The 25513-nt window shown below is 47.4% G+C and carries 21 protein-coding genes; 11 read left to right on the top strand and 10 right to left on the bottom strand.

Annotated elements, in window-relative coordinates:
- The first annotated feature begins 83 nt into the window (after window positions 1-83).
- Window positions 84-1514 carry a bifunctional D-glycero-beta-D-manno-heptose-7-phosphate kinase/D-glycero-beta-D-manno-heptose 1-phosphate adenylyltransferase HldE gene (gene hldE / locus R3289_RS13900; protein ID WP_318926291.1) on the top strand — a complete coding sequence of 477 codons (1431 nt, stop codon included), beginning with the start codon at window positions 84-86 and terminating at the stop codon, window positions 1512-1514.
- A 115-nt stretch (window positions 1515-1629) separates the two neighbouring features.
- On the opposite strand, the gene tolC is transcribed toward hldE, so the two are convergent.
- Entirely contained in the window at window positions 1630-2913 is a 1284-nt protein-coding gene (tolC, locus tag R3289_RS13895) for an outer membrane channel protein TolC (protein WP_318926290.1), read from the bottom strand.
- 291 nt (window positions 2914-3204) lie between these two features.
- On the opposite strand from tolC, the gene nudF reads away from it, so the two are divergent.
- The 8 genes from nudF to idi all read left to right on the top strand — a co-directional run bounded on the left by nudF (window position 3205) and on the right by idi (window position 11819).
- Window positions 3205-3855 (top strand): ADP-ribose diphosphatase, encoded by a 651-nt coding sequence (gene nudF, locus R3289_RS13890; RefSeq protein ID WP_318926289.1) that lies wholly within the window; start codon window positions 3205-3207, stop codon window positions 3853-3855.
- A complete protein-coding gene (locus R3289_RS13885; protein ID WP_318926288.1) occupies window positions 3852-4280 on the top strand; it encodes a DUF1249 family protein in 429 nt (142 codons plus the stop codon). Before nudF ends, R3289_RS13885 begins: the two co-directional genes overlap by 4 nt.
- Before the next feature lie 62 nt (window positions 4281-4342).
- On the top strand, window positions 4343-5167 hold the full coding sequence (cpdA, locus tag R3289_RS13880) for a 3',5'-cyclic-AMP phosphodiesterase (protein WP_318926287.1): 825 nt from the start codon (window positions 4343-4345) through the stop codon (window positions 5165-5167).
- Window positions 5168-5746 carry an esterase YqiA gene (yqiA, locus tag R3289_RS13875; protein ID WP_318926286.1) on the top strand — a complete coding sequence of 193 codons (579 nt, stop codon included), beginning with the start codon at window positions 5168-5170 and terminating at the stop codon, window positions 5744-5746. It begins immediately after the preceding gene.
- A gap of 181 nt (window positions 5747-5927) precedes the next feature.
- On the top strand, window positions 5928-7811 hold the full coding sequence (gene parE / locus R3289_RS13870; RefSeq protein WP_318926285.1) for a DNA topoisomerase IV subunit B: 1884 nt from the start codon (window positions 5928-5930) through the stop codon (window positions 7809-7811).
- Between the two features lie 125 nt (window positions 7812-7936).
- Window positions 7937-10207 carry a DNA topoisomerase IV subunit A gene (gene parC / locus R3289_RS13865; RefSeq protein WP_318926284.1) on the top strand — a complete coding sequence of 757 codons (2271 nt, stop codon included), beginning with the start codon at window positions 7937-7939 and terminating at the stop codon, window positions 10205-10207.
- A 222-nt stretch (window positions 10208-10429) separates the two neighbouring features.
- Complete coding sequence (locus R3289_RS13860) at window positions 10430-11152, top strand: 1-acylglycerol-3-phosphate O-acyltransferase (protein ID WP_318926283.1); 723 nt, start codon at window positions 10430-10432, stop codon at window positions 11150-11152.
- Between the two features lie 139 nt (window positions 11153-11291).
- The gene (gene idi, locus R3289_RS13855; protein ID WP_318926282.1) at window positions 11292-11819 is read left to right on the top strand and encodes an isopentenyl-diphosphate Delta-isomerase; all 528 of its coding nucleotides are present in this window, start codon (window positions 11292-11294) and stop codon (window positions 11817-11819) included.
- Between the two features lie 61 nt (window positions 11820-11880).
- On the opposite strand, the gene R3289_RS13850 is transcribed toward idi, so the two are convergent.
- The 9 genes from R3289_RS13850 to R3289_RS13810 all read right to left on the bottom strand — a co-directional run bounded on the left by R3289_RS13850 (window position 11881) and on the right by R3289_RS13810 (window position 21718).
- Window positions 11881-12267 (bottom strand): RidA family protein, encoded by a 387-nt coding sequence (locus R3289_RS13850; RefSeq protein WP_318926281.1) that lies wholly within the window; start codon window positions 12265-12267, stop codon window positions 11881-11883.
- Between the two features lie 164 nt (window positions 12268-12431).
- On the bottom strand, window positions 12432-12869 hold the full coding sequence (locus tag R3289_RS13845) for an arginine repressor (RefSeq protein ID WP_318926378.1): 438 nt from the start codon (window positions 12867-12869) through the stop codon (window positions 12432-12434).
- 236 nt (window positions 12870-13105) lie between these two features.
- Window positions 13106-13903: a serine protease gene (locus R3289_RS13840; RefSeq protein ID WP_318926280.1), complete on the bottom strand. Its 798-nt coding sequence runs from the start codon at window positions 13901-13903 to the stop codon at window positions 13106-13108.
- Between the two features lie 196 nt (window positions 13904-14099).
- Complete coding sequence (pyrI, locus tag R3289_RS13835; protein WP_318926279.1) at window positions 14100-14564, bottom strand: aspartate carbamoyltransferase regulatory subunit; 465 nt, start codon at window positions 14562-14564, stop codon at window positions 14100-14102.
- A 16-nt stretch (window positions 14565-14580) separates the two neighbouring features.
- The gene (pyrB, locus tag R3289_RS13830; RefSeq protein ID WP_318926278.1) at window positions 14581-15510 is read right to left on the bottom strand and encodes an aspartate carbamoyltransferase; all 930 of its coding nucleotides are present in this window, start codon (window positions 15508-15510) and stop codon (window positions 14581-14583) included.
- Window positions 15511-16044: 534 nt separating this feature from the next.
- Window positions 16045-17055 carry an ornithine carbamoyltransferase gene (locus R3289_RS13825; protein ID WP_318926277.1) on the bottom strand — a complete coding sequence of 337 codons (1011 nt, stop codon included), beginning with the start codon at window positions 17053-17055 and terminating at the stop codon, window positions 16045-16047.
- A gap of 127 nt (window positions 17056-17182) precedes the next feature.
- A complete protein-coding gene (gene arcC, locus R3289_RS13820; RefSeq protein WP_318926276.1) occupies window positions 17183-18094 on the bottom strand; it encodes a carbamate kinase in 912 nt (303 codons plus the stop codon).
- An 88-nt stretch (window positions 18095-18182) separates the two neighbouring features.
- On the bottom strand, window positions 18183-19403 hold the full coding sequence (gene arcA, locus R3289_RS13815) for an arginine deiminase (protein ID WP_318926275.1): 1221 nt from the start codon (window positions 19401-19403) through the stop codon (window positions 18183-18185).
- 869 nt (window positions 19404-20272) lie between these two features.
- Window positions 20273-21718 carry a YfcC family protein gene (locus R3289_RS13810; RefSeq protein ID WP_318926274.1) on the bottom strand — a complete coding sequence of 482 codons (1446 nt, stop codon included), beginning with the start codon at window positions 21716-21718 and terminating at the stop codon, window positions 20273-20275.
- Between the two features lie 752 nt (window positions 21719-22470).
- Between R3289_RS13810 and rraB the strand changes: the two genes are divergently transcribed.
- Window positions 22471-22866 (top strand): ribonuclease E inhibitor RraB, encoded by a 396-nt coding sequence (gene rraB / locus R3289_RS13805; protein ID WP_318926273.1) that lies wholly within the window; start codon window positions 22471-22473, stop codon window positions 22864-22866.
- Window positions 22867-23067: 201 nt separating this feature from the next.
- Window positions 23068-25506: a beta-mannosidase gene (locus tag R3289_RS13800; RefSeq protein ID WP_318926272.1), complete on the top strand. Its 2439-nt coding sequence runs from the start codon at window positions 23068-23070 to the stop codon at window positions 25504-25506.
- Window positions 25507-25513 lie beyond the last annotated feature (7 nt).

The raw sequence follows: 25513 nt of genomic DNA, 5'->3' as shown, positions 1-25513 counted from the left end.
ATCAGGTCAAAGCCATCATGAGGTGGTTTGGGTATATACCTTTATGTTAGTATCTGGCTGTTTTTACTATCCCGGAGATAAAAATGAAACTGACTCTTCCAGACTATGATCAAGCTGATGTGCTGGTTGTTGGTGATGTCATGCTAGACCGTTATTGGTATGGGCCAACCGCACGCATTTCGCCGGAAGCGCCGGTACCGATTGTAAAGGTTGATCAGGTTGAAGAACGTCCTGGTGGAGCGGCTAATGTGGCGATGAATATTGCTGCGTTGGGGGGCCATGCGCGTTTAGTCGGGTTGACCGGGATTGATGAAGCGGCTAAAGCCTTAACAGAAAAGCTCTCTTCGCTGGATGTGCGCTGTGACTTTGTGTCACTGGCTGAATATCCTACGATCACCAAACTACGGGTGATGAGTCGTGGGCAGCAGTTAATTCGACTTGATTTTGAAGAAGGCTTCCACGATGTGGATGCCGAACAGATACTACCGCGCCTGGAACAGTCGCTGCCCCATGTGAAAGTGGTCATTTTATCGGATTATGCCAAAGGTGCCCTTGAACATATCCGTAGTATGATTGAACTTGCCCATGAGGCGGGGGTACCGGTACTTATCGATCCTAAAGGTGCTGATTTTGAGCGCTACCGCGGTGCGACCCTGCTGACACCAAATCTTTCCGAGTTCGAAACCGTGGCCGGTAAGGTGCGTAGCGAAGAAGAGTTAGTCGAAAAAGGCCTGGCCTTGATTGACCGGTTTGATCTCGATGCGCTGCTGGTAACGCGTAGTGAGCATGGTATGACGTTGCTGCAAAAAGGTCAGGAGCCCCTGCATATGCCTACTCAGGCTCAGGAAGTTTATGATGTGACAGGGGCTGGCGATACGGTGATCTCCGTATTAGCGGCATCACTGGCGGCGGGTAAATCGCTGTCTGATGCGTGTAAGCTGGCTAACGCCGCAGCAGGTGTTGTGGTGGCTAAGCTGGGTACCTCAACCCTTTCGACGATTGAATTGACTGATGCGATCTATGGCTGTCAGGATACGGGGTTCGGTGTGATGGCCGAACAGCAGCTGCAATTGGCTGTGGAGGCGGCAAAACGGCGCGGTGAGAAAGTGGTGATGACCAATGGTTGCTTCGATATTCTGCATGCCGGCCATGTGGCTTATTTAAATGAGGCCGCAAAATTGGGCGATCGTCTGATTGTTGCTGTAAATTCAGATGCATCGGTGCGGGCATTGAAAGGCCCGGGCCGTCCGGTCAACCCGGAAGATCGCCGGATGGCAGTGTTAGCCGGATTGGGGGCTGTTGATTGGGTTGTTTCCTTTACCGAAGAAACGCCGCAACGCTTAATTAGCGAAATTCTGCCCACGCTGCTGGTAAAAGGTGGCGATTACAAACCGGAAGAAATTGCTGGCGGTAAAGAAGTGATTGCCGCTGGTGGAGAGGTGCGGGTGCTGAATTTTGAAGATGGTTGTTCCACCACCGAAATTATTGAATCTATCCGCGGTGGACGTGGGTAAGCACTTTTCCAAGTAGTGTCATAAAAAAGTCTCATAAAAAAGCGCCAGAAAATGGCGCTTTTTTTATACGTCCTACCTGACGTCGTATTCATTATTGAATACGACGGTCAGCGTATTATTTACTGTTCATCAAGCCGACATTGATATCGATGATGTCTTGCTCATTGAGCGAACCAACGGCCTGTTTAAGCTGGATCTGATTCAAGATGTAATCATAGCGGGCATTAGCCAGCTGGCGGTTAGCATCGTAAAGGCGACGGGTGGAATCTAATACGTCAACAATCGTACGTGTCCCGACATCAAATCCGGCTTCTGTTGCTTCCAGTGCGGACTGGGCAGAAATCACGGATTGCTGATAAGCACGCACAGAACCGATAGATGCATTGATATTGTTATAGAACGCACGGACATCTTTTACGACGCTACGGTATGATCCTTCCAGATTTTCACTGGCCGAAATGTAGTTGAACTGCGCTTGTTTCACTTCTGAGGTTGTTCTGCCACCGGTATAAACAGGCAGGTTCAGATTGATACCCGCGGTGATAGTACCATCATCATTGAACTGGTTTAACTCGTTGTAGCTGTAGCCGGCATCAAACGACAGGGTCGGCAGATGGCCGGATTCCGCCAGTGAAATACTATCACGCGCAATATCTTGTGAAATGCGCGCGGTTAACAGCGTCAGGTTTTCGTTCTCGGCATCTTTGACCAGATCCAGCACGCCGGTTTGCGGGGCACTGGTGGAGAAACGTGCGGTATCCAGGATGTTGATCTCTTTATGTTCCTGGCCGGTTATTTCACGTAGTTCTTCATAGCTGTTAGTCAGCGCATTTTCTTTGATGATTTCATCGGCTAGCACATTGTCGTATTGCGCCTGAGCATCATGCACGTCGGTGATCGCAGATAAACCGACTTCAAAGCGTTGTTTGGTTTGTTCCAACTGGCGGCCAACAGCCGCTTTTTCTGCGCGGATAAACTCCAGATCATCCATCCGTTTAAGGACATCAAAGTAGGAGCTTACAACACGCAGAATCAAATTTTGTTGCGATGCTGCATAGGTTGAATCGCTCTGGCGAGCAACCTTTTCGGCGATGTCTAAGTTAATCCAGCTAGAACGGTTATAGATAGATTGACTCAGGCTCAGACCGCCGTTAATCCCCTCATCATCGCCATCCAGACTGGTTACGTTATAGCCTGCAGTTAAGTTAATCTGTGGCAGTAGTGAGCTACGAGATGAGTTAATTGCCTCAAAGGCTGCATCTTTATCTGCGGCAGCTCTTAACAGCTGAGGGTCGTTTTGTTTTGCTTGTTGGTAGATATCAGCGAGATCATCAGCCAGAGCTGTCTGGCTTAAAGCGCCAAGCGCAACGCTGATAATGAGCGGAAGCAATTTTTTCATGGATGCCTTTCCTGATCCTGATAATAAAAATGGTCGCAGATAATGAGTGTACCTTAAGATACCTTGCTTGAAACTGATCACACGTAGTTTTATGCATTATTTAGCTTAATAATTAATCATATGTAATTGTAACCTCTATATTACGTTGCTTATTTGAGCACATCTTGATGGTAATTCACCCTGTAATTGGTACGGACTTAAAAGAAATTATAATTTTTATCAAAAAAGTTGAATTTGATCATTGCTGCAGACCCTTTTGAATGGAAAAATACGGCTAAATGGAGATCACGCATGAGTAAGAAGATGCCTGCGGGCCTTGATGGTATTGTGTATGGCAAGGAAGATGTCGATGTTTTGTCGACTGAAATGTTATATCAAGGCTTTTTTAGGATGGTAAAGTACCGCTTCCGTCACCGGCTATTTGCCGGCGGCTGGAGCAAGACGCTGGATCGTGAAATGTTTGAACGCGGACATGCAGCGGCTTTGCTTCCCTATGATCCCATCTTGGATAAAGTGGTACTGGTTGAGCAGTTCAGGGTTGGTGCGATGGCGGCAGATTGCACTCCCTGGCAGCTGGAAATTGTGGCTGGTATTATTGAACCTGACGAATCAGCCCAGGACGTGGTGTGTCGTGAAGCGGTCGAAGAGGCAGGCCTGACGGTGACGGATTTAGATAAAGTCACCCGTTACCTCTCCAGTTCCGGTGGTTGTTCTGAGGTGCTGGATGTGTTTGTTGGTTGTATTGATAGTACCGGGGCACAGGGCATTCATGGTCTCGAAGAAGAAGGCGAAGATATTCGGGTGCATGTTGTGACACGTCAACAGGCGTACCAGTGGGTCGAATCGGGTAAAATAGAGAATGCGGCTTCGATCATTGCGCTACAATGGTTGCAGTTAAACTATTCTCGATTACAAACTCAGTGGTCTAAGGACACCGATTGAATAAAAGATACACCGTTGATCTTGCTGGTCTCATGCGATTATATGAAACCAACTATGCGAAGTTGCTTCCATTACTGCCAAAAAATGATGCGGTAGGAGATGAGTGCGTATATCAGGTTTTTGAGCATGAATATAGACTGAAAATTATTGAGTCAACCCGTTATACAACGGTGGTAAGTTTATGGCAGCACAACACTGGTGATGTAGCAGAATACTTAATCCCCCAACTCACTGTGCGGTTGTACCACGATGCCAGAGTGGCAGAAGTGTGTCGCGCCCAGCAGATTTCGAGACTTAAGCCAAGGTATGATTATCCGAATTTGCGGATGTACCAAAAAGATGAGAAGCATCAGGTCAATCGCTTTTTGGGGGATTGGTTGGCATATTGCCTGAAAAATGGGATCAGTAAACAGTCGGTTTGTTAAACCGCGACAGAAGTATGCTGAGCTAATTAGATTTGAATTAAACAGACAAGGTTTTTAACGTTTTGCAGACGTACTCGCTGCCACAAACGAACCCGGATAGTGTGGCTCTACTCCAGATCACCGACACCCATCTATTTGCTGATGAAGCAGGTAGCTTGTTGGGAGTGGTGACTAAAGATAGTTTTGATGCAGTATTGGATGCTGTAGACGCGGCTGCACGCCCGTTTGATGCGATTGTGGCAACCGGGGACATTTCACAAGACCACAGTCAAGTTTCTTATCAGCATTTTGCTGGCGGTATTGCACGATGGTCACAGCCGTGCTTCTGGTTACCGGGTAATCATGATTTTCAGCCCAGCATGCAGTCAGTGCTGCCATCGGCGCAAATCAAGTCATGCGAGCAAGTGCTGGCAGGTGATTACTGGCAGGTGATTTTGCTTGATAGCCAAGTGCCAGGCGTTCCCCACGGCGAGTTGAGCGAAGCGCAGATTATGATGCTGGATCAGGCTCTGGCAGCGTATCCTGAGCGCCATGCGTTGGTATTATTGCATCACCATCCATTGGATGCTGGCAGTACCTGGCTGGATCAGCATCAGCTGCATAATAGTGATGCCTTCTGGCAGGTGATTGGCAAATATCCTAAGGTCAGTACCATACTGTGTGGCCATATTCATCAGGAATTAGATCTGACTTATCGCGGGGTTCGGGTGCTCGCCACGCCATCGACGTGCATCCAGTTTCTGCCTGATTCCAGTGATTTTGCCCTGGATAAAATCACCCCGGGTTGGCGTCACCTTGAATTAACCCGTGACGGACAGTTACATACTGCGGTATCGCGTTTGCAGGGCAGTGGCTTTACTCCCGACTTTGAGGCAGTAGGTTATTAAATGAAGCCTCTGCTACTTTATATTCATGGGTTTAACAGTTCACCGCAGTCACTGAAAGCCAGAGTGATGGCCGATTACTGCCAGCAACATCGGCCTGACATTTGCGTCGTGATCCCGCAACTGCCGTGCTATCCGGCCCAAGCAGCAATGTTCATTGACGAATTAGTGAGTGAGCTGAAACAAGAATACAAAATTGGGCTGGTGGGCAGTTCGCTGGGGGGGTATTTCTCAACGTGGCTGAGTAGCCGTTATCAATTCCCCGCCGTTTTGGTGAATCCTGCAGTGAAGCCTTATGAGCTGCTGGTTGACTACCTAGGAGAGCAAGCCAACCCTTATACTCATGAGAAATACTGGCTTGAGCCTCATCATATGGATGAATTAAAAGCCATGGATGTTCAGCAAATCCCTCATCCTGAGTTACTCTGGTTATTACAGCAAATGGGCGATGAAGTGCTGGACTATCGCCAGGCTGTGACAAAATATGCCGCCTGTAAACAGACGTTGGAGCCTGATGGCGACCATAGTTTTGTTGATTTTGACCGCTTTCCTGCCGACATTATTCAATTCCTTGGGTTGTGATCAGACCCCATAGGTGTAACCTGCTACTTATTTAAGGTTATAACCGGACATTTAGGGCATAACCCGGCTATTAAGGCTATAACCTACTCACAATTGTGGGTAATACCGTAGACCTCAGCTTGACAACCGGGCTGGGGTTACTGACTATTGTTGCAAAAATTTCAAGTAACCTATCCGTGATATGACAGATAAAAGCTATAACGCCGGAGCCATTGAGGTTCTGAATGGCCTTGAGCCAGTACAACGCCGTCCCGGCATGTATACCGATACGGTACGACCAAATCATCTGGGTCAGGAAGTCATTGATAACAGTGTCGATGAGGCACTGGCTGGCCACGCCCGTAAAGTCGAAGTTATCCTTCATGCTGATCAGTCGTTGGAAGTGATCGATGATGGCCGCGGTATGCCCGTAGATATTCACCCTGTCGAAGGTGTATCCGGGGTCGAGCTTATCTTATGTAAACTCCATGCCGGCGGTAAATTTTCGGGTGACAGTTATCAGTTTTCTGGTGGCTTGCACGGGGTGGGGATCTCAGTGGTTAATGCCCTGTCTACTCGCGTTGAAGTGTCAGTAAAGCGTGACGGACAGATTTATGAAATCGCTTTTGAACATGGCGATAAAGTCTCCGAGCTGGAAGTGGTCGGTACCTGTGGCCGTCGTGCCAAAGGAACCCGCGTTCACTTCTGGCCGGATTCTAAATACTTCGACAGTGCTAAATTTTCTGTTACCCGGTTGAAAAGTGTTCTTAAGGCGAAGGCGGTACTTTGCCCGGGACTTGAGATTGTCTTTACCGATAAAGTGAACAGCGAAACCATTCGCTGGTGTTACGAAGACGGCCTGAAAGATTATCTGGCCGAAGGGGTTAAAGGTTATACCTTGCTGCCGGAAGAGCCGTTTACCGGTGCCTTCTCTGGCCAGACAGAAGCCGCGGACTGGGCACTGCTCTGGCTGCCGGAGGGTGGCGAACTCATTACCGAGAGTTATGTTAACCTCATTCCGACCGCTCAGGGCGGTACCCATGTTAATGGCCTGCGTCAGGGCTTGCTCGATGCGATGCGTGAGTTCTGTGAATTCCGTAACTTGCTGCCGCGTGGCGTGAAGCTGACGGCTGATGATATCTGGGATCGTTGTGCGTACGTACTGTCAGTGAAAATGCAGGATCCGCAATTTGCGGGTCAGACCAAAGAGCGCCTGTCGTCCCGCCAGTGTGCCGCTTTCGTCTCTGGTGTCATTAAAGATGCTTTCAGCCTGTGGCTGAATGAACGGCCGCAACTTGCCGAACAGCTGGCGGAAGTGTGTATTGCCAATGCGCATCGCCGAATGCGTGCCAGTAAGAAGGTGGTACGTAAAAAAATCGCCTCCGGCCCGGCACTGCCAGGTAAGTTAGCGGACTGTTCGCAGCAGGATCTTAACCGGACTGAGCTTTTCTTAGTCGAAGGTGACTCGGCGGGCGGTTCCGCCAAACAGGCGCGGGATCGGATGTTCCAGGCCATTATGCCGCTGCGCGGTAAGATCCTGAATACCTGGGAGGTGTCTGCCGATCAGGTACTGGCATCACAAGAAGTCCATGATATTTCAGTGGCGCTGGGCATTGATCCGGATAGTGATGATCTGAGTGGCTTACGTTACGGTAAAATCTGCGTCCTTGCCGATGCGGACTCCGATGGTCTGCATATTGCCACCTTGCTGTGCGCATTATTTATGAAACACTTCCAGTCCTTGGTTCGTGCAGGCCACGTCTATATTGCCATGCCTCCGCTGTATCGTATCGATTTAGCCAAAGAAGTGTACTACGCGCTTGATGAAGCGGAAAAAAATGGCATCTTAGAGCGACTCAGCAGCAAACGTGGCAAAGTGAACGTCCAGCGATTTAAAGGTCTGGGCGAGATGAACCCGTTGCAGCTGCGTGAAACCACGATGGATCCCAATACGCGCCGTCTGGTTCAGCTGACCATTGATGATGATCAGCAGACCAATGAAATGATGGACATGTTACTCGGTAAGAAACGCGCCGAAGATCGCCGTCACTGGTTGCAAGATAAAGGCGATATGGCTGAAGTCTGATGCAATTAGGCGAGGTGCGAATTACGTATCTGCTATATACCCAACATGCACAAGATTGAGTTTGATCGCTGTTTGCCTGAGCAAGCAGCGATTAACAACGAAAATATTAAACGGATTACCCTACCATGACTGATGTCTCAATGGATGGCGTTGAACAGCTTCCGTTACGGAAGTTTACCGAAGACGCCTATTTGAATTACTCCATGTACGTAATCATGGATCGAGCCTTACCCTTTATTGGTGATGGTCTTAAGCCGGTACAGCGCCGTATTATCTACGCGATGTCAGAGCTGGGCCTGTCAGCGACGGCAAAATACAAGAAATCAGCACGTACCGTTGGTGATGTGCTGGGTAAATACCATCCCCATGGTGATTCTGCCTGCTATGAAGCGATGGTGCTGATGGCGCAGCCTTTTTCCTACCGCTACCCGTTAGTCGACGGCCAAGGAAACTGGGGTGCTCCCGATGATCCGAAGTCATTCGCGGCAATGCGTTATACCGAATCCCGCCTGTCACGTTTCTCTGAAGTCCTGCTGAGTGAACTGGGCCAGGGAACCGCAGACTGGGTGCCGAATTTTGATGGCACCATGAATGAGCCGAAAATGCTGCCGGCACGCTTACCGCATATTTTGCTGAACGGTATTACCGGTATTGCGGTGGGAATGGCAACCGATATTCCGCCGCATAATGCCCGTGAAGTCGCAGGTGCTGCCGTGCACTTGATCGAGAATCCGAAGGCGGATCTCGATGACATCATGGAATTTGTCAAAGGCCCGGATTACCCAACCGAAGCCGAAATCATTACGTCAAAAAGTGACCTGAAGAAAGTCTATCGTACCGGCAAGGGCAGCATTAAGATGCGTGCGGTATGGCATAAAGAGAATGGCGACATCGTTATTTCTTCTTTGCCCCACCAGGTATCCGGTGCCAAATTGCTCGAACAGATCGCCAATCAGATGCGGGCGAAGAAGCTGCCAATGGTCGACGATTTGCGTGATGAATCTGATCATGAAAACCCAACCCGTATCGTCATTGTTCCTCGCTCTAATCGTATTGATTGCGAGCAATTGATGAATCATCTGTTTGTCTCGACCGATTTGGAAAAGAGTTTCCGGGTTAACCTGAACATGCTGGGGCTTGATGGGCGTCCGCAAGTCAAAGGGTTGCTGGAAATTATCAACGAATGGCTGGTATATCGTCGTACTACGGTACGTCGTCGCTTGCAGTACCGTCTGGATAAGGTGATTGCACGCTTACATATTCTTGAAGGTTTATTGGCGGCCTATCTCAACATCGACGAAGTGATTGAGATCATCCGCACCGAAGAAAATCCGAAAGCCGAGCTGATGTCGCGCTTTGAATTGAGTGTGATTCAGGCTGAAGCCATTCTTGAAATCAAACTGCGTCAACTGGCGAAGCTTGAAGAGATCAAGATCCGCGGCGAACAAGATGAACTGGCGCAAGAGCGTGAGTACCTGGAAAAACTGCTGGGCTCTGAGCGTCGCCTGAACACGCTGATTAAGAAAGAAATCTTAGCTGATGCTGAGAAATATGGCGATGATCGCCGTTCGCCGCTCGTTGAGCGTGAAGAAGCCAAAGCCCTGACTGAACGTGACCTGATCCCAAGTGAAGCCATCACGGTTGTGTTGTCTGAAAAAGGCTGGATCCGTCACGCTAAAGGCCATGATGTTGACCCAAGCAGCTTGAGTTATAAGTCCGGTGATAATTATCTCGCCCATGCGCGTGGTAAAAGTAACTTGCCGGCTATCCTGATCGGTTCGGATGGTCGCAGTTATGCGCTTGAATCGCACAGCTTGCCTTCTGCGCGTAGTCAGGGAGAGCCGGTAACGGGACGCCTGAACTTAACGCCTGGCACGACTATGCGTCAGGTATTAATGGCTGAAGATGAGCAGATGTGGTTAATGGGCTCTGATGCGGGATATGGTTTCATCTGTAAGAGCACGGATATGGTATCGAAAAATAAGAGCGGTAAAGCGCTGTTAACGGTACCTGAAAACTCTGCGGTGATGCCGCCCCAGCCAATTTTTGATCTAAATAATGATGAAATTTTGGCGATCACCAATGAAGGGCGAATGTTGTTGTTCCCGATTAAAGATTTACCGCAACTAGGTAAAGGCAAGGGGAATAAGATTATCAACATACCGGCAGCCCGCTCTAAATCTCGAGAGGAGTTCTTGTCGCAATTAGTCGTATTGCCACAAGGATGCCAGGTGACGTTGCATGCCGGTAAGCGCAAGCTTGGCTTGAAACAGACAGATCTTGATAACTTCCGCGGCGAGCGCGGACGCCGGGGGACGATGTTGCCGCGTGGTCTTCAGCGAGTGACCCGACTGGAAGTGACATCGAATGAGCAACCGTCAGGTAATACTGAATAATTCCAATCAGGAGAGGTGTTCCTGTTGGGATAACCGGACGTTCAGAAAGTAAGTGTATTTGACAGGCCCTCCTCAACGGAGGGTTTGTTGTTTCTGCCGATTGGTTTCATCGGTTCAGGATTGTGAGAGCCACGCAATTTACCTTCAATATATCCACATAATTGATGTAATTTCTCTTTGCCTGAGTATACTAGCGAACGCTTGTACGCTGAGGAGAGCTCCATGATATTTATATTGCGCGTTGTAGCAGTCGCAATCTTTGCTGTATTCATGTTTGTTTTTGGTTGTGGCTACTGCTTATTAAGCCCGCGCAATCCGAAAAACGTTTATACCGTTGGCCGTCTTTTTTGCAAGATGTCACGCATCTTGGGAATGAAGCTGGAACTCCGTTTCGCCGAAGGGGCTGAAGATGTAGGAGCCAGCATTTATGTTGCTAACCACCAGAATTCCTATGATCTGTTTACGGTCTCTGGTGCCATCATGCCACGTACTGTGACGGTCGGGAAAAAAAGCCTGGTTTGGATGCCGCTGTTTGGACAGCTTTACTGGATCACGGGCAACATTTTGATTGACCGTGCAAACCGGAGCCGGGCGGTGGGAACCATCGGCCAGATCGTAGAGAAGATCAAGCAACTGCAGGTCTCGGTATGGATGTTTCCTGAAGGTACTCGTTCCCGTGGCCGTGGTTTGCTGCCATTTAAAACTGGTGCATTTCATGCCGCGATTGGTGCCGGTGTACCTGTGGTGCCGATTGTTTGTAGTTCGACAGAAAATGTAAAAATGAACCGTTGGGATAATGGCGTGGTGATCGTTGAAGTGTTGCCGCCAGTATCAACCGAAGGGCTATCGAAAGAAGACGTGCGCGAACTGTCGAATAAATGTCGTACAATGATGGAAGATAAACTCGCTGAATTGAATGCCGAAGTCGCAAGGCGTTCAGCATAAAATCAGCTTGTGATAGTAGAATTACATGCACTAATGGGCACGATGGATTGATCTGTTATTAAACGTGCCGCTGTAAAACAAGGACATGTTCATGGCATGTCCTTTTTATTTTTTATATTGTGTAGAAGATAGATAAGTAATGATTGAAGAGCTGGTTGTATTAGTCGATCCGCACGGTCAGGTGCAAGGCGTGCAGGAAAAAATGCAAGCGCATCGTGAAGGGGCACTGCATTTGGCTTTTTCTGTTTTGTTGTATCGTGAAACGGTACAGGGAAGAGAATTTTTAATGCACCAGCGTGCGTTGGGTAAATATCACAGCGGTGGTTTGTGGACCAATACATGTTGTTCACACCCAAGACAGAACGAAACGATAGAGCAAGCGGGATTACGCCGTCTAGAGGAAGAAATGGGTATTACCGGTATTACCCAGTTGCATGATATTGCGAGCTTTGTCTATCGCGCAGAGCTGGATAACCAGTTGATAGAGCACGAGCTTGACCATGTATTGGTCGCCAGCATTAAAACAATCGAGGTGGCGCCAAACCTGAATGAAGTGATGGCTTATCGCTGGTGGTCGCAATCAGAATTAGAGCAGGCATTAACGATGGATCCTGAGCAATTTACGGCCTGGTTTCCACAGGTGCTAAAGCATGTTATTCATCATTAATTGGTTTGAGATGAAGATAAAAAAAGCTGCCAGAGGCAGCTTTTTTTGGATCTGAACCGGGTTACTTGCGTACAGCAATAGCCTCGATTTCGATCTTTACGTCTTTAGGCAGGCGTGCCACTTCAACACATGAACGTGCCGGGTAAGGGGCGTTATGTTCATCGAAGAACTTACCATATACTTCATTTACGGTTGCAAAGTCATTGAGATCTTTTACAAAAACGGTCATTTTAACGATGTCAGCAACTTTCAGGCCTGAAGACTCAACAACCGCTTTTACATTGTCCAGTGACTGACGAGCTTGCTCTGCGATAGCTTCAGCGACTTCACCTGTAACCGGGTTCACTGGGATCTGGCCGGAAGTCAACACCATGTTACCGAGATCAACGCCTTGAACATAAGGGCCGATAGCCGCTGGAGCCTGATCAGTATGTAGAACTTGAGTCATTGATTATCCTTATTAAGTCATTCACAACGTGGGTAGTCATGCCAGTCGTTAATACTGGCGTCCTAGTTTGCAGCGCAACGGCTTTCAGGTCAAAGGGTTTGATGCCGCTGTGTTATGGCATATATCAAAGAGAAAAGTGTGATGGTCAAGGGGCTGATACCCAATTAAACGGGGATACCGAGCCGTGCTTTGACGACTTTTTCGCACTCTTCAATACGGCTGATATCTTTAGGAGCAACCATTACCGTATCATTTCCGCCGACAGTCCCTAAAATCTCATCATGTGGCTGGATATCGATAAGACGGGCGACCAGTTGTGCGCCGCCGGGGTGGGTTTTTACCACCACAACCAGCTGATTATGGGTAATGAATTCAATTTGTGATGCAATGGATGAGCTAACCTGTACGGGTTCATTTTCCACCGTCAGGCAATACACTTTTTTGCCGTAGGCATTAGGAACCTTCGCCACCCCAAGTCGAGAGAGCAGGCGTGATACTGTTGACTGGCTGACATCGTCGTAACCGAGCGCAATGAGTCGGTGGCGAATATCATCCTGGGTGGTAAAGCTTTGCTGTTGCAGTAGGCGTTTACACGCAGTCATGATGCTTTCATCAACTGCCGCCGCATCTATCGCACCGTGTATATCGTATCCATTCACGGGCAACTCCTTATTATTGGGTACAAAGATCGTATCATTATTGTTTTATGGCCCAGCAATTATGCAAGTGTTGCATAATCCTGCATAAGGATAATAACAGTAACTTTAACGGGGTAATTTGACCCTTGTCACCAAACAATAATCTGGCAGCATTAGCAAAAACAAGAATTATATCCCATTTAATTTGTGAGACTTTTATTGTTGTTTTTATAACGGCTTATTATGGACTTTGACGGGATTGCCTGAGCCACCTGGGGTTCAGGCTGACGAGCTTGTTGCTGGTTTAACTGATTGACATAAGAGGAAACTTGTACGTTAGCGAGATCAGGCATGGCATAAGACGTATCGATACCAAGTTGTTTGAGCCAGTCAAAAATTAAGGTCGCAGGGACAAATTGGCTATAGCGCTCGGCAGGGCGCAAGTTCGTGAGATCTTCCGGGTTATGCACGATCGCCACCGTAATGCCAACGATTTCGCCGCTTTCATTGAATACGGGCCCGCCGCTCATTCCGGACATTACCGGGGCATCGCTGAGTGAATAAAGACAGTCGGTATTGGTATCAATAACATCCTGCAGGTATTTCCCTTCACCTTTGATGCTGCCACCCAGTAAAGAGTGTCCTTCGTGGGTGACCTTCTGGTCGGGATAGATCAGCCCCCAGTCAGGTACATGCTGAGAAGAAGTGCGTATTAAGGACAAATCACAGTACGGGTGGTGAATGACATCAAGATCCCATGACAAGCGGGCAACGTGCTTGGCGGTAATCTGATAGCTATCGTTGATAGGTACGGATGAGCCAAATCCGCCCAGTAATATGGGCACCCCAATGACCACTAATTGATTAGCATTATTGGCGGGCGTGCGGCTGATCGGGCCATTGGTCGTGACACAGCCGGTAACTGCCGCCGCAAGGAATATGGCGGCCATCATGCGTGCAGTCAATGTATACAAGGAAAAAACAATAAATAACTTCATGCTACAGTCCTTTGAAAAGACTTGGTTCAGCGTTGCTGCGATAGGGGCTGAATCAGGTTTTATAAGAGTTAATTCAAAGGTAGGAGTTGCTGCCTGAAGGGGAGTGTCTCGGATGTGAGAAAAAAGCCAGCTCAATAATGGGCTGGCTTTTTTATTATGAACCGGCTTTAAGCCTTATGTGCGGTGCGACGGCTCTTTAGTTACGCTCGGTGACAATTTCGCGTGAGAAGACTTTCTCGCAGTATTTACACTTGAGTTGTACATCTTCTTTCTTCGCGGTGACACTAAAACTGCTGTCAACAGGCTCATTATGGGTAATACAGTTGCTATTCGGGCACTTGAAAATCGCATTAACGAACTCTGGGAGCGACAGTGTCAGCTTCTTAACCACCTCATAATTTTCAATCTGATTAACGGTTGCGTTAGGCGCATACAAGGCAAGCTGGTTAGCCTGGTCTTCACTGAGGAGGATGTTTTCAATCTTGATCAGATCCTTGGCTCCCAATGCTGATGACGGCAGGTTAAGACCGACAGTCACACGCTGGTTGGTTTTGTGCATCTGGAACAGTTTCAGTACTTTGATCCCCACGTTAGCGGGAATATGGTCGATAACAGAACCGTTTTTAATTGCTTCAACTTGTAGTTGAGTTTCCTTAGTCATTGCTGTCATCTCCTGCTTAAAGTTGTTCGTTCAGTACAAGTGCCAGTAGTGCTTCACGTGCGTAAACACCGTTTTCTGCTTGCTGGAAGTAGTAAGCGTGCTTGGTTTTATCTACGTCGACGGTAATTTCATCGACACGTGGTAATGGGTGCAATACCTTCAGGTTGTCGCGTGCTTCAGCCAGCATAGGGGCCGTCAGGATGTATGCGGCCTTCATGTGCGCGTACTCTGATTCGTCAAACCGTTCTTTCTGAACGCGAGTCATATACAGAACATCCAGCTGAGGGAGCACCTCTTCCATGGTGGCGTGAAGGCTGTAGTTGATACCTGCCTGGTCTAATTCTTCGCAAATATAATCTGGCATGGCCAAGATTTCTGGTGCAACGAAGAAGAAGTTGATGTTGCTAAACTTCGATAGCGCTTGGGTCAGTGAATGGACTGTGCGGCCATATTTCAAATCCCCCACAAATGCTACGTTAAGGTTATCAAGACGACCTTGGGTTTCGAAGATAGAGAACAGATCCAGCAGCGTTTGGGTCGGGTGTTGGTTAGAACCGTCGCCGCCGTTGATAACCGGTACGCCGTTAGAGAATTCAGAGGCCAGACGTGCGGCACCTTCTTGCGGGTGGCGCATGACAAAAGCATCCACGTAAGAAGAAATGACTTGCACTGAGTCAGCCAGTGTTTCGCCTTTTTTTGCCAGGGATGTGTTACCACCGTTATCAAAGCCGATAACGGTTCCCCCCAGGCGCTGTACTGCGGTTTCGAAAGAGAGGCGAGTCCGTGTTGATGGCTCAAAGAAACAGCTCGCCACGACTTTATTTTTAAGTAGTTCTGGATTTGGCTCTGCTTTTAACTTTCCAGCAGTTTCAACAATAAGTTCAAGTTCACTTCGGTTTAATTCCGGAATGGAGATGATGTGTTTTTGAAACAACGAGTTCGCCATGGCTTCTCTTCCCTATAATAGATAACTGATAGAAATGTTTTTAAACCCTTTCTGGTGCCCTTTTAATCCAATGTATTCATCGAATGTAATTTCTGCCAGATAAACGTTTAAAGTTGTCGGCTTTCACGCAAAAAGCAGACAAAAAAAAGCCCCCTTGAAAAAGGAGGCTTTTTTTAAAATCGGAAAAACAGAAAAATAAAACCACCGCCGATTTTCGACGATTGTGAGTCAAGTTGTGCTTAACTGCCTGGTTCATTTTTTAACTCTGTTTTGACAAATTGCGAAGGATTATACGCCCATTTCCTGTGAGCGCAAGCGTTTGCCTGAAGTATTCATTTTGTGGGATTTTATGCAAGCGTGAGTTTTCCCTGTAAATGGGATTTTTGGCTTTAAGGCTTTGAAAATAAAGATTAATCACAGTAGTGGTGTGGTTTTCATTGTGGCAATAAATGCAAATGCCACCCCGAAGGATGGCATTAATTATAAGAGCTTTAAGGGGTTCTACGTCGAATCTTTAAAACTCAAGAGAGTCGATTACTGACCCAGTGTTGCTACCATGATTGCTTTGATAGTGTGCATACGGTTTTCAGCTTCGTCGAATACGATAGAGTGCTTAGATTCAACTACTTCATCCGTTACTTCAACGCCGTCTTTAAGCATTGGGTATTCTTGAGCAAGCTCTTTACCAACAACAGTGTCTTCACCGTGGAAAGCTGGCAGGCAGTGCATGAATTTCACATGTGGGTTGCCGGTTGCTTTTAGCATGTCCATGTTGACTTGGTAAGGCATCATTAGGTTGATACGCTCAGCCCATGCTTCTTTCGCTTCACCCATTGATACCCATACGTCAGTGTATAGGAAATCACAACCTTGAACGCCTTCTTGAACGTCTTCAGTCATGGTGATTTTCGCACCCGTTTCTTCTGCAATTTCCTGACACTGGGCAACTAGCTCAGCTTCAGGCCAGAATGCTTTAGGAGCAACCAGACGGATGTCCATACCCATTTTCGCAGCACCAACCATTAGGGAGTTACCCATATTGTTGCGTGCATCGCCCAGGTAAGCGAAAGTCATTTCATGCAGTTGCTTGCCACGGCCGTGCTCTTGCATAGTCAGGAAGTCAGCCAGGATTTGAGTCGGGTGGAACTCGTCAGTCAGGCCATTCCATACTGGAACACCAGCGTAAGCGCCAAGATCTTCAACGATTTCCTGGCCAAAGCCACGGTATTCAATGCCATCGTACATACGGCCAAGAACGCGTGCGGTATCTTTCATTGACTCTTTGTAACCGATTTGAGAACCCGATGGGCCCAAGTAAGTTACGTTAGCGCCTTGGTCATATGCAGCAACTTCAAATGCACAACGAGTACGCGTTGACGCTTTTTCAAAGATCAGCGCAATGTTCTTACCAGTCAGGCGAGGCTGCTCGTAACCGTTGTACTTCGCTTTTTTAAGCTCAGCGGCTAGTTCTAGCATGTGCTGAATTTCACGTGGAGTGAAGTCTAGTAATTTTAGGAAGTTACGGTTGCGAAGGTTAAAAGCCATGATGTTTTCCTCTTAATAATCGGTATCTCTCTGGCCGACGCACGGTCTTTGTTATGACGATGCGAAGTGTCGGCCTTCAATATATATTGTTTATCGTATTATTGGGTTGTTGTGAATAACTATTCTGTTATTCTGAGATAATATTTGTGCCAGCTTCACCTTTAAGGATGCGTAACCCCGCTTCCAGTGAGCCAATACCAACTAACTTGCCGCCTTGTTTGATGAACTCGCAAGAGGCATCAATTTTCGGACCCATAGAGCCCGCATCAAATTCGTATTGCGCTAATTCGCTCGGGGTTGTGTTACGCAGTGCTTTTTGCGTTGGTTTACCCCAGTCGAGGAATACAGCATCTGCATCGGTCAGGATTAACAGTGCGTCGGCATTAAGTTGTTTCGCTAAGAAGGCTGCTGACATGTCTTTGTCAATCACCGCTTCTACACCAACAAGCTTGCCATTTTCTTTCTTCACCGGGATGCCGCCGCCGCCAGTACAGATCACCAGGTGCTCTTGTTTGATCAGGGTCGTAATAGCGTCATCTTCAATAATGCCGATAGGCTGTGGGCTCGGTACGACACGACGGAAGTACTGGCCATCTGCTTTTATTGTCCAGTGGTATTTTTCTGCCAGTTCACGGGCTTCTGTTTCATTGTAAACAGGGCCGATAGGCTTGGTTGGGTCAGCAAAAGCGGGATCGTTTGGATCAACGCTCATTTGCGTAAGCATGCAAGATACGTTCTGCTCTGGCAGAATGTTCTTCAGTTCTTGCATTAAGATGTAACCGATCATGCCTTGGGTTTGTGAACCCAGTACATCAAGTGGGTATGGACTTACTTTTTTGTATTCCAACCCTTGTAGTGCCAGTAAGCCAACTTGCGGGCCATTACCGTGTACCAACACGACGTTATATTCTTTCGCGATTTCAGCGATGGTTTTTGCTGCCGTAGCAATGTTCTGGCGCTGGATATCTGCTTCTAGTGGCTCGCCGCGACGTAATAGGGCATTACCACCAAGTGCAACAACAACAGTTTGCTTGGTCATGGGATCGTCTCTCTTGGTTTTGTTTCTTATTGGCCGATATGCGTTGATACCGGCCATATTGTGTGGTGTCAGGTATTAGCCGTTAGACTTAAATACCATCACGTTCGATTGGGCAGCTCATGCAGCGAGCACCACCACGACCACGGCCTAGTTGATCTCCTGGAATTGAAAGTACCTCGATTCCGGCTTTATCATATTTTTCATTGGTGTAAGTGTTGCATTCATAGCCAATAACCACGCCAGGCTTCACAGTCAGAACGTTGTTCGCATCGTTCCACTGCTCACGTTCAGCTTCGAAGCTGTCGCCACCAGTCGTGATAAGGTTCAATTGACCTACACCCAGCGCTTTTTCGATTGCATTAACGAAGTAACCTTCTTCTTTAACACTTACTTTGCCAGACTCGTCACCTGTCAGGCTCCAGCATTGAACGTCTTTACGTACAACCTCAGGGTAAACAGAGAAAGTGTCTTCACGCATGTGTGTCATTACAGTATCTAAGTGCATGCAAGAGCGGTGCTTAGGAAGCTGCATAGCAATAACTTGCTTCGCTTCGCCGTGCTTGAACAAGCTAGAAGCCAGCTGTTCAACACCTTGTGGCGTTGTGCGCTCAGACATACCGATAAGTACAGCGCCTTTACCGATAACCAGTACGTCGCCGCCTTCGATAGTCGAGTTGTCGTAGATTTTCTCTTCGTCACCGAAGTACTTGATGAAGTCTTGACCGGCGAAGGTTGGGTGCCAGCGATAAATTGCGCGAACATGGTTTGTTTCACGCTGACGAGCTGGTTTTGCCATTGGGTTGATAGAGACACCGCCGTATACCCAGCAAGAGGTATCACGGGTAAATAGGTGGTTTGGCAATGGTTCAATGATGAAGTCATTAGGCTCGTGGATAGCCTGCATCATTGATGATGACTGAACAGGCAGCTCAGCATAGCTTAGACCGCCAAGTAGGATTGAAGCGAGCTCTTGGTTTGACAGGTCAGCTAGGAAGCAGCGAACATCATTGGCGAAAGCCGGACCGAAACGGTGGTCAGAGATTTGAGTGTTAAGAAGCCATTCTTTCGCTTCAGGTACAGCCAGCGTATCTGCTAGAAGGTCACCAAGAAGCATAACTTCTACACCTTGCTCGCGAAGCGTATTTGCGAATACATCATGTTCTTCGCCTGCACGCTCAACGGCTAATACATCATCAAATAATAACTCGTGGCAGTTAGAAGGTGTTAGGTGCGTTAGCGCACGCTCTGGACGGTGGATAAGAACGCGGCGTAATTGACCTACTTCAGAACCTACATAGAACTTACTCATGATCGTATCTCTCTATTTTTATGCCAACGTAATATCGTTAGCTTTATTTGTTTGTCTCGAAGAGATTAATATTTTAATTTAATTCTTCGTTTCGTTTCTGGGTTTAATTCTACTCTTAAGTTAATAGTAGTCTAAGATCCCGGTCACACTTTACTTATTAACACGACTACCTAAGGTGTCGGTTCTATTAACATTATTCATGCATCTGTAGGTAGTTTTCATTAATGGTTTTTTATGTTGGGTTATTACCTTTAAAATTACTAAACCCTATGTAAGATATTGTTTTTAATCCTTTATTTTTTATATCGTGAAATTTTATTCAAAAGGGTTCAGGTTATTGATATGTCCTGGGGTTGAACTTATGCAATTAAACTGGTTGTCTATCTAAATAAACTTAAGTTGTTAATGGAATAGTAACCAAATTTTTTCTTTTTATTTTTCATTTTACTGTTTTTGTAATTTTAATACATGTCTTTTTGATGGGTTGATTAATTGTGTGTGTGGTTATTCTCTATTATTAATTGGGTTTTATTAATGGGTTAAATAATCTTTTTATGGAGGGCTGTGATTATTTTTCATCGTATGGTTAAGAAAATTTTCATTATCATGAGGTTGAAATTAAATTAGGGATAATAATACCGAATAACTCTCAATATACAGAATTGAGAGTGAGATGAGCCCTTCAATTTAAGGGCAATATACGCAGAAGCGAAGGGCCGTTTTATGTGTCTTTGACATCAAAGCGGGTTGGCTGATTGGTTGGGTTGCCTCGAAGGCGGTAAGTGCTCTGAGGCGAGAAAAACAAGACGTGAAGAAATGATAAAACCGCCGTCCGGCGGTTTTATCAGAGGTAGAAATCTAGCCTAAGGTTAGATCATCGCACCAATACTCAGCATAGCCATGATGAGTAGAGTCAGAATACCCAGTAGCGGTGCTACCCACTTCAGCCAGCGTACATAAGGAACGCGAGCAATCGCCAGGCCACCCATAACAACAGCAGAGGTTGGGGTCATCAGGTTCACAATACCTGAAGCAGACTGGTATGCAGTCACAACCAAGTCGCGGCCCACACCTGCAAAGTCAGCTAGTGGTGCCATAATTGGCATCGTCAGTACAGCCAAACCTGAAGATGAAGGAACCAGGAAGGACAGTAAAATTTCCAACCAGTACATCACGTTGATAAATACGATGGATGACAGGCCAGTGACGGCTTGTTCGGCAGAGAACAGGATTGAATCGGTGATCATACCGCGGTCCATGATAACCACGATACCACGAGCAATACCGATGATAAGAGCAACCCCTAATAGGTCACGGGCACCGTCGATAAAGCTGGATGTTAGTTCTTCTTCACTCATTCGCGCAATTAAGCCGATGATGATCGTTGACGCTAGGAACATGCCTGAGATTTCAGCCATCCACCAACCTGCAACTGCAACACCGTAGATCATGATGCCAAAAGAAGCGGCAAAAATAGCCAGAATGATTTTACGGGTAGTGGTGAATTCCAGCATTTCACCAGACTGATTGCCTAGGAAGTGTGCTTTATTCTCTTCGTACTTGTCATAAACGATGGATTTTGTCTTATCAGCACGGACCATTTTGGCATAGCGCATCACGTAGGCGACACAGATTAACCAGCCAATCACCAGCATTCCAACGCGCAGTAAGATACCGTCAGTGAATGGGATGCCAGCTGCGTTAGCTGCAATAACCGTAGCAAACGGGTTGATGGTTGAGCCAAGCGTACCGATACCGGCACCCAGTAGAATGGTTGCCGCCGCGACAAGCGGGTCAAAACGTGCTGCCAGCATCACCGGAACGAGCAAGGTATAGAAAGGCAGTGATTCTTCGGCCATGCCATAAATTGTACCGCCAGCGGCAAATAGCGCCATCAGGATCGGTATCATCAACTCTTCGCGGCCTTGCAGGCGAGCGGTAACGCGCTCGATACCGGCATCAATAGCCCCGGTCTTGGTAACTAATCCTAAGAAACCGCCGATGACCAGGATGAAGAGTGATACATCGATTGCTGCTGCTTCATATGAGTTGTGATCATAGAAGCCATCAATCGGTGCCAGCAGAATATCGACAACACCCTGAGGATTGCTTTCTACCGCTTTATAAGTACCGGTTACAGGAACTTCTTTACCTAGTTCTTCGTTCATTACCCGGTCGTATTGACCTGCAGGCACGATCCAAGTCAGCAACGCCACAATGGCGATCAGAGCAAATAAAATGGTGTAGGCGGAAGGGAATTTAAAGTTGGCAAAAAAGCCACCTTTTTCTTCCTTGGTTACCGTTTGAGTTGTCATAATTGTCTCCTTGCACCCTATGCCTAATCTCAGCATTCAGGTGTGATCCAGCACGCCAGGTTTGGAATTTGGCGTAAAAGAGTTTGCTAAGCTATAGGCCTAGTAAAAGTGTTCTTGGATGTTAAGGGGGTTAGGCTCTGCTGTACCCTATGGGCTCGGTGATGCAGCGTAGGTGCTCTGCCTTGGAATCGGCATAGAATTTATTCATGATCATATCTCTCTTAAGTTTATACTTATCGCTCAGCAGTCTTTGCCGCCGAGTCTGTTGTTGCTTTACGCCCTGATTTTAGACTGCTACTGCCTGCGTAACCTTGGGGTTGTTCACACTTTTTCAGGGCAGCGATCCCCCTGAAAAATCACTGGCCATCAGCCTTTAGGGTATTTCTCGCCAATAACTGGGTGAATATGTTTTGATGGAGCGCTGAAAAGTAATTGTTATTATGCAGCGGCAATAATGGCGATTATGACTAAGTCTTAGGCGGCGCTCGACTTATCACTCGTTAGAATACGGTTTGGCCGCGTACTTATGCGATTTTAGGTTGTAAAACCCGTATTTTGAAGTCGTGGGGAAGTGCATAAGCTGGAATATTATTCACTTAATTTATCAATGAAAAAGTGATTAAACTGAAGTGGGAATCACACCGAACTTTGACAGGGATCAATTTTTCCCGGCCATCAGACTAACATATGGTAATTACAGTCAAACCGTGCGATATTTGCGTGAAAATTTATTCCATAGGTGGAGTTACCCCATGTCTTATGCAGAACTGATTGAAGAGCAAAAGGAAGAAACCCGCGATATTATTGCAGCTTTGCTGGAAGATGGCAGCGAACCTGAAGCTCTTTATACCATTGAGCACCACTTCTCAGCGGATACCTTTGCTGAACTGGAAGCTGCAGCAGCAGAAGCATTCAAAATGGGCTTTGAAGTGCTTGAAGCTGAAGAGCTTGAGCTAGCACCTGAAGACGGTGGCGGTAAAGTAGTGTGTTTTGATGCCGTGATGGAATCTGCACTTAACGCCGAGTTAATTGATGAGCAGGCTGAAAAGCTGATTGCGCTGGCGGAAAAGCACAACATTGATTACGACGGTTGGGGCACTTACTTCGAATCTGGTGAAGATGACGAAGATGAGCCTGAAGAAGATTAAGCCTAATCGGTAATGTAAAAAGTCGGCACAGGCCGGCTTTTTTGTTTTTGCCCCAAAAGAACAGAGAAAAGTTTTAATTCGATCACAGAGATGCGATTGAAACATTTTATTGCGCTATATCTTGCGCTTATCCGCTACATCTGCTTTTTTCCCGCCTTACTATATCGCCGTTAAAATTGGTATTAATTCCCGGAGCTAGCAATGGCAATCTCACTCAATGGTCAGTGGTTACTGACCTGTGTACAGCGTTCTTCAATTTCTGATATACCTGTTTCCTTACCCGGTGATGTCCATTCAGCCCTGCTTAACGCTGGAATTATCTCTGACCCTTACTGGGCCATTAATGAAGCAAAAGTGCAGTGGGTTAGTCAGTGTGACTGGGTTGTTTACCGAAGCTTTGAGCTGACGGCTAATGAGTTAGCCTGCAATGCAATGGATTTAGTGCTGGATAACCTTGATACCGTTGCCGAAATTCGGATCAATGGCCATACCGTTGCCGATTTCAGCAATATGTTTTTACGCCATAAAGTCGATATTTTACCTTGTTTGTTAGTGGGCACTAACCGAATTGAAATTGTGCTACACCGAGCCGATTTGGCGGCTCAGTCCCGTGCTGAAAAATTACCGTTTCCAGTGCCGTGGGCCGAAGGAAATAACCAAATCCCGCACATGAATACGATCCGTAAAACCCAGTGTCATACCGGCTGGGACTGGGGGATTTGCCTGTCGGTGATGGGGGTGTACGGGGATATAGAACTGCAACCGATCCAACATGTCCGGATCAGCCATGTCAGTACCAGGCAAAATTGGCAGGACTGGCGCTGTGAGGTTGAGGTCACCGTGCACTATGAAGCCGTGGCGACTACCGGGCTGGCATCAGTCTCCGTGACTTTTGATGCGCAAACCTATCACTTAACCTTAGATCGACAATCGAAACAGGCGACAGTGCTGTTTCGGATCGATCATCCGAAACGCTGGTGGCCGGCAGGCTATGGTAAGCAGCGTTTATATGAGTTGGAAGTCATCGCTGATGGCCATCAAATCCATAAAAAAATCGGGTTACGTAAATTAGAGTTGTGTACCGACGACGATGATACCGGGCAGAGCATGGTGTTTAAGGTCAATGGTGTGCCGATCAGTGCCAAGGGAGCGAACTGGATCCCGATGGATGCTCTGCCAAGTCGGATGAACAATCAGCGTTACCGCCAGTTACTCGAAGATGCCGTTGCTGCCAATATGAATATGCTCCGGGTCTGGGGCGGAGGCATGTATGAAAAAGATATCTTCTACCAACTTTGTGACGAACTCGGGCTGCTAGTCTGGCAAGACTTGATGTTTGCGTGTGCACTTTATCCGGCCACCTCTGATTTTATTGCCGAAGTCCAAGAGGAAGTACAGTGGCAGGTAAGGCGCCTAAAAGATCATCCCTCATTGGCATTGTGGTGTGGTGATAATGAAGTGATCGGTGCGATTGGCTGGTACCCGGAATCACGCCAGAATCGTGAAAAATATGTGGTCAACTATGATCGCCTGAACCGGGCACTGGCTGAGGTCGTGAACATTGAAGATCCTGCTCGCCGTTTCTGGGCAAGCTCTCCGTGTAATGGCGAACTTGATTTCGGCGATGCCTGGCATGATGACAGCCGCGGTGATATGCATTACTGGGATGTGTGGCATTCCGGTCAAGATCTCGACACCTACCGGAAGGTTAAGCCCCGTTTCTGCTCTGAGTTTGGTTTTCAATCGTGGCCATCATTGCCGTCGGTGCGGACATTTGTACCGGAGAAAGACTGGAACATCACTTCCCCAAGTTTTGAGTCGCATCAAAAGAGTCACCGCGGTAACTCGATAATTACTGAGATGTTTACCCGGTACTTCCGTTTTCCGATCGGCTTTGCCAATATGCTGTATTTAAGTCAGGTGCAGCAGGCTCTGGCAATAAAAACGGCCAGTGAATTCTGGCGGGCACATAAGCCGGTGAACCGAGGGATTTTATACTGGCAGCTCAATGATTGCTGGCCAGTCAGTTCGTGGTCATCACTGGAATACAGCGGTCGCTGGAAACAGCTTCATTATCATGCAAGACGTTTCTTTGCGCCTCAGCTGGCGACTTTTGTCCCTAATGATAAGGGGATCGACCTTCACCTGATTAACGACAGCCGTAAGAGCGCTGAACTGAAAGGGGAAGTGGTATGGCAAAGCTGGCAGGGCGAAATTCTCTATCGGGAGCCGGTGAATACCTATCTCAAGCCGGATGAAAACGTGGTTACCTGGCAATGGCTGGCGGAAGATCTCGAGGGGCATGAAGCGGATGGATTTTTCCATGTCCATCTGACCTCTGGTCAGGAGGTGATTGAAAATACCTACTTGCCGCTAAGGCCTAAACAATGTGAGCTGGCCGAACCGGGGCTGCACTATGAAGTGGCAGAGATCGAGGGACAGCTGTTTGTGATGCTCGGATGCTGTCGGCCGGCGATTTTTGTCCATCTGGAATATGCCGGTGACGGCCGGTTTGAAGATTCCAGTTTTACTTTGGTGCCGGAATATCAAAAGCAGGTGAAATACCTGGGGCCGGCAACGTACGATGAGCTGGTAGCGGGTCTAACCATCTATCATCTTTACCAAAGCTATCAGGCGTAAAAGAGAA

The organism is Photobacterium sp., assembly GCF_033720175.1.
Classification (GTDB): domain Bacteria; phylum Pseudomonadota; class Gammaproteobacteria; order Enterobacterales; family Vibrionaceae; genus Photobacterium.
Note: the sequence above shows the minus strand (reverse complement) of the source record. Positions and strands in the feature narration are given on the sequence as shown.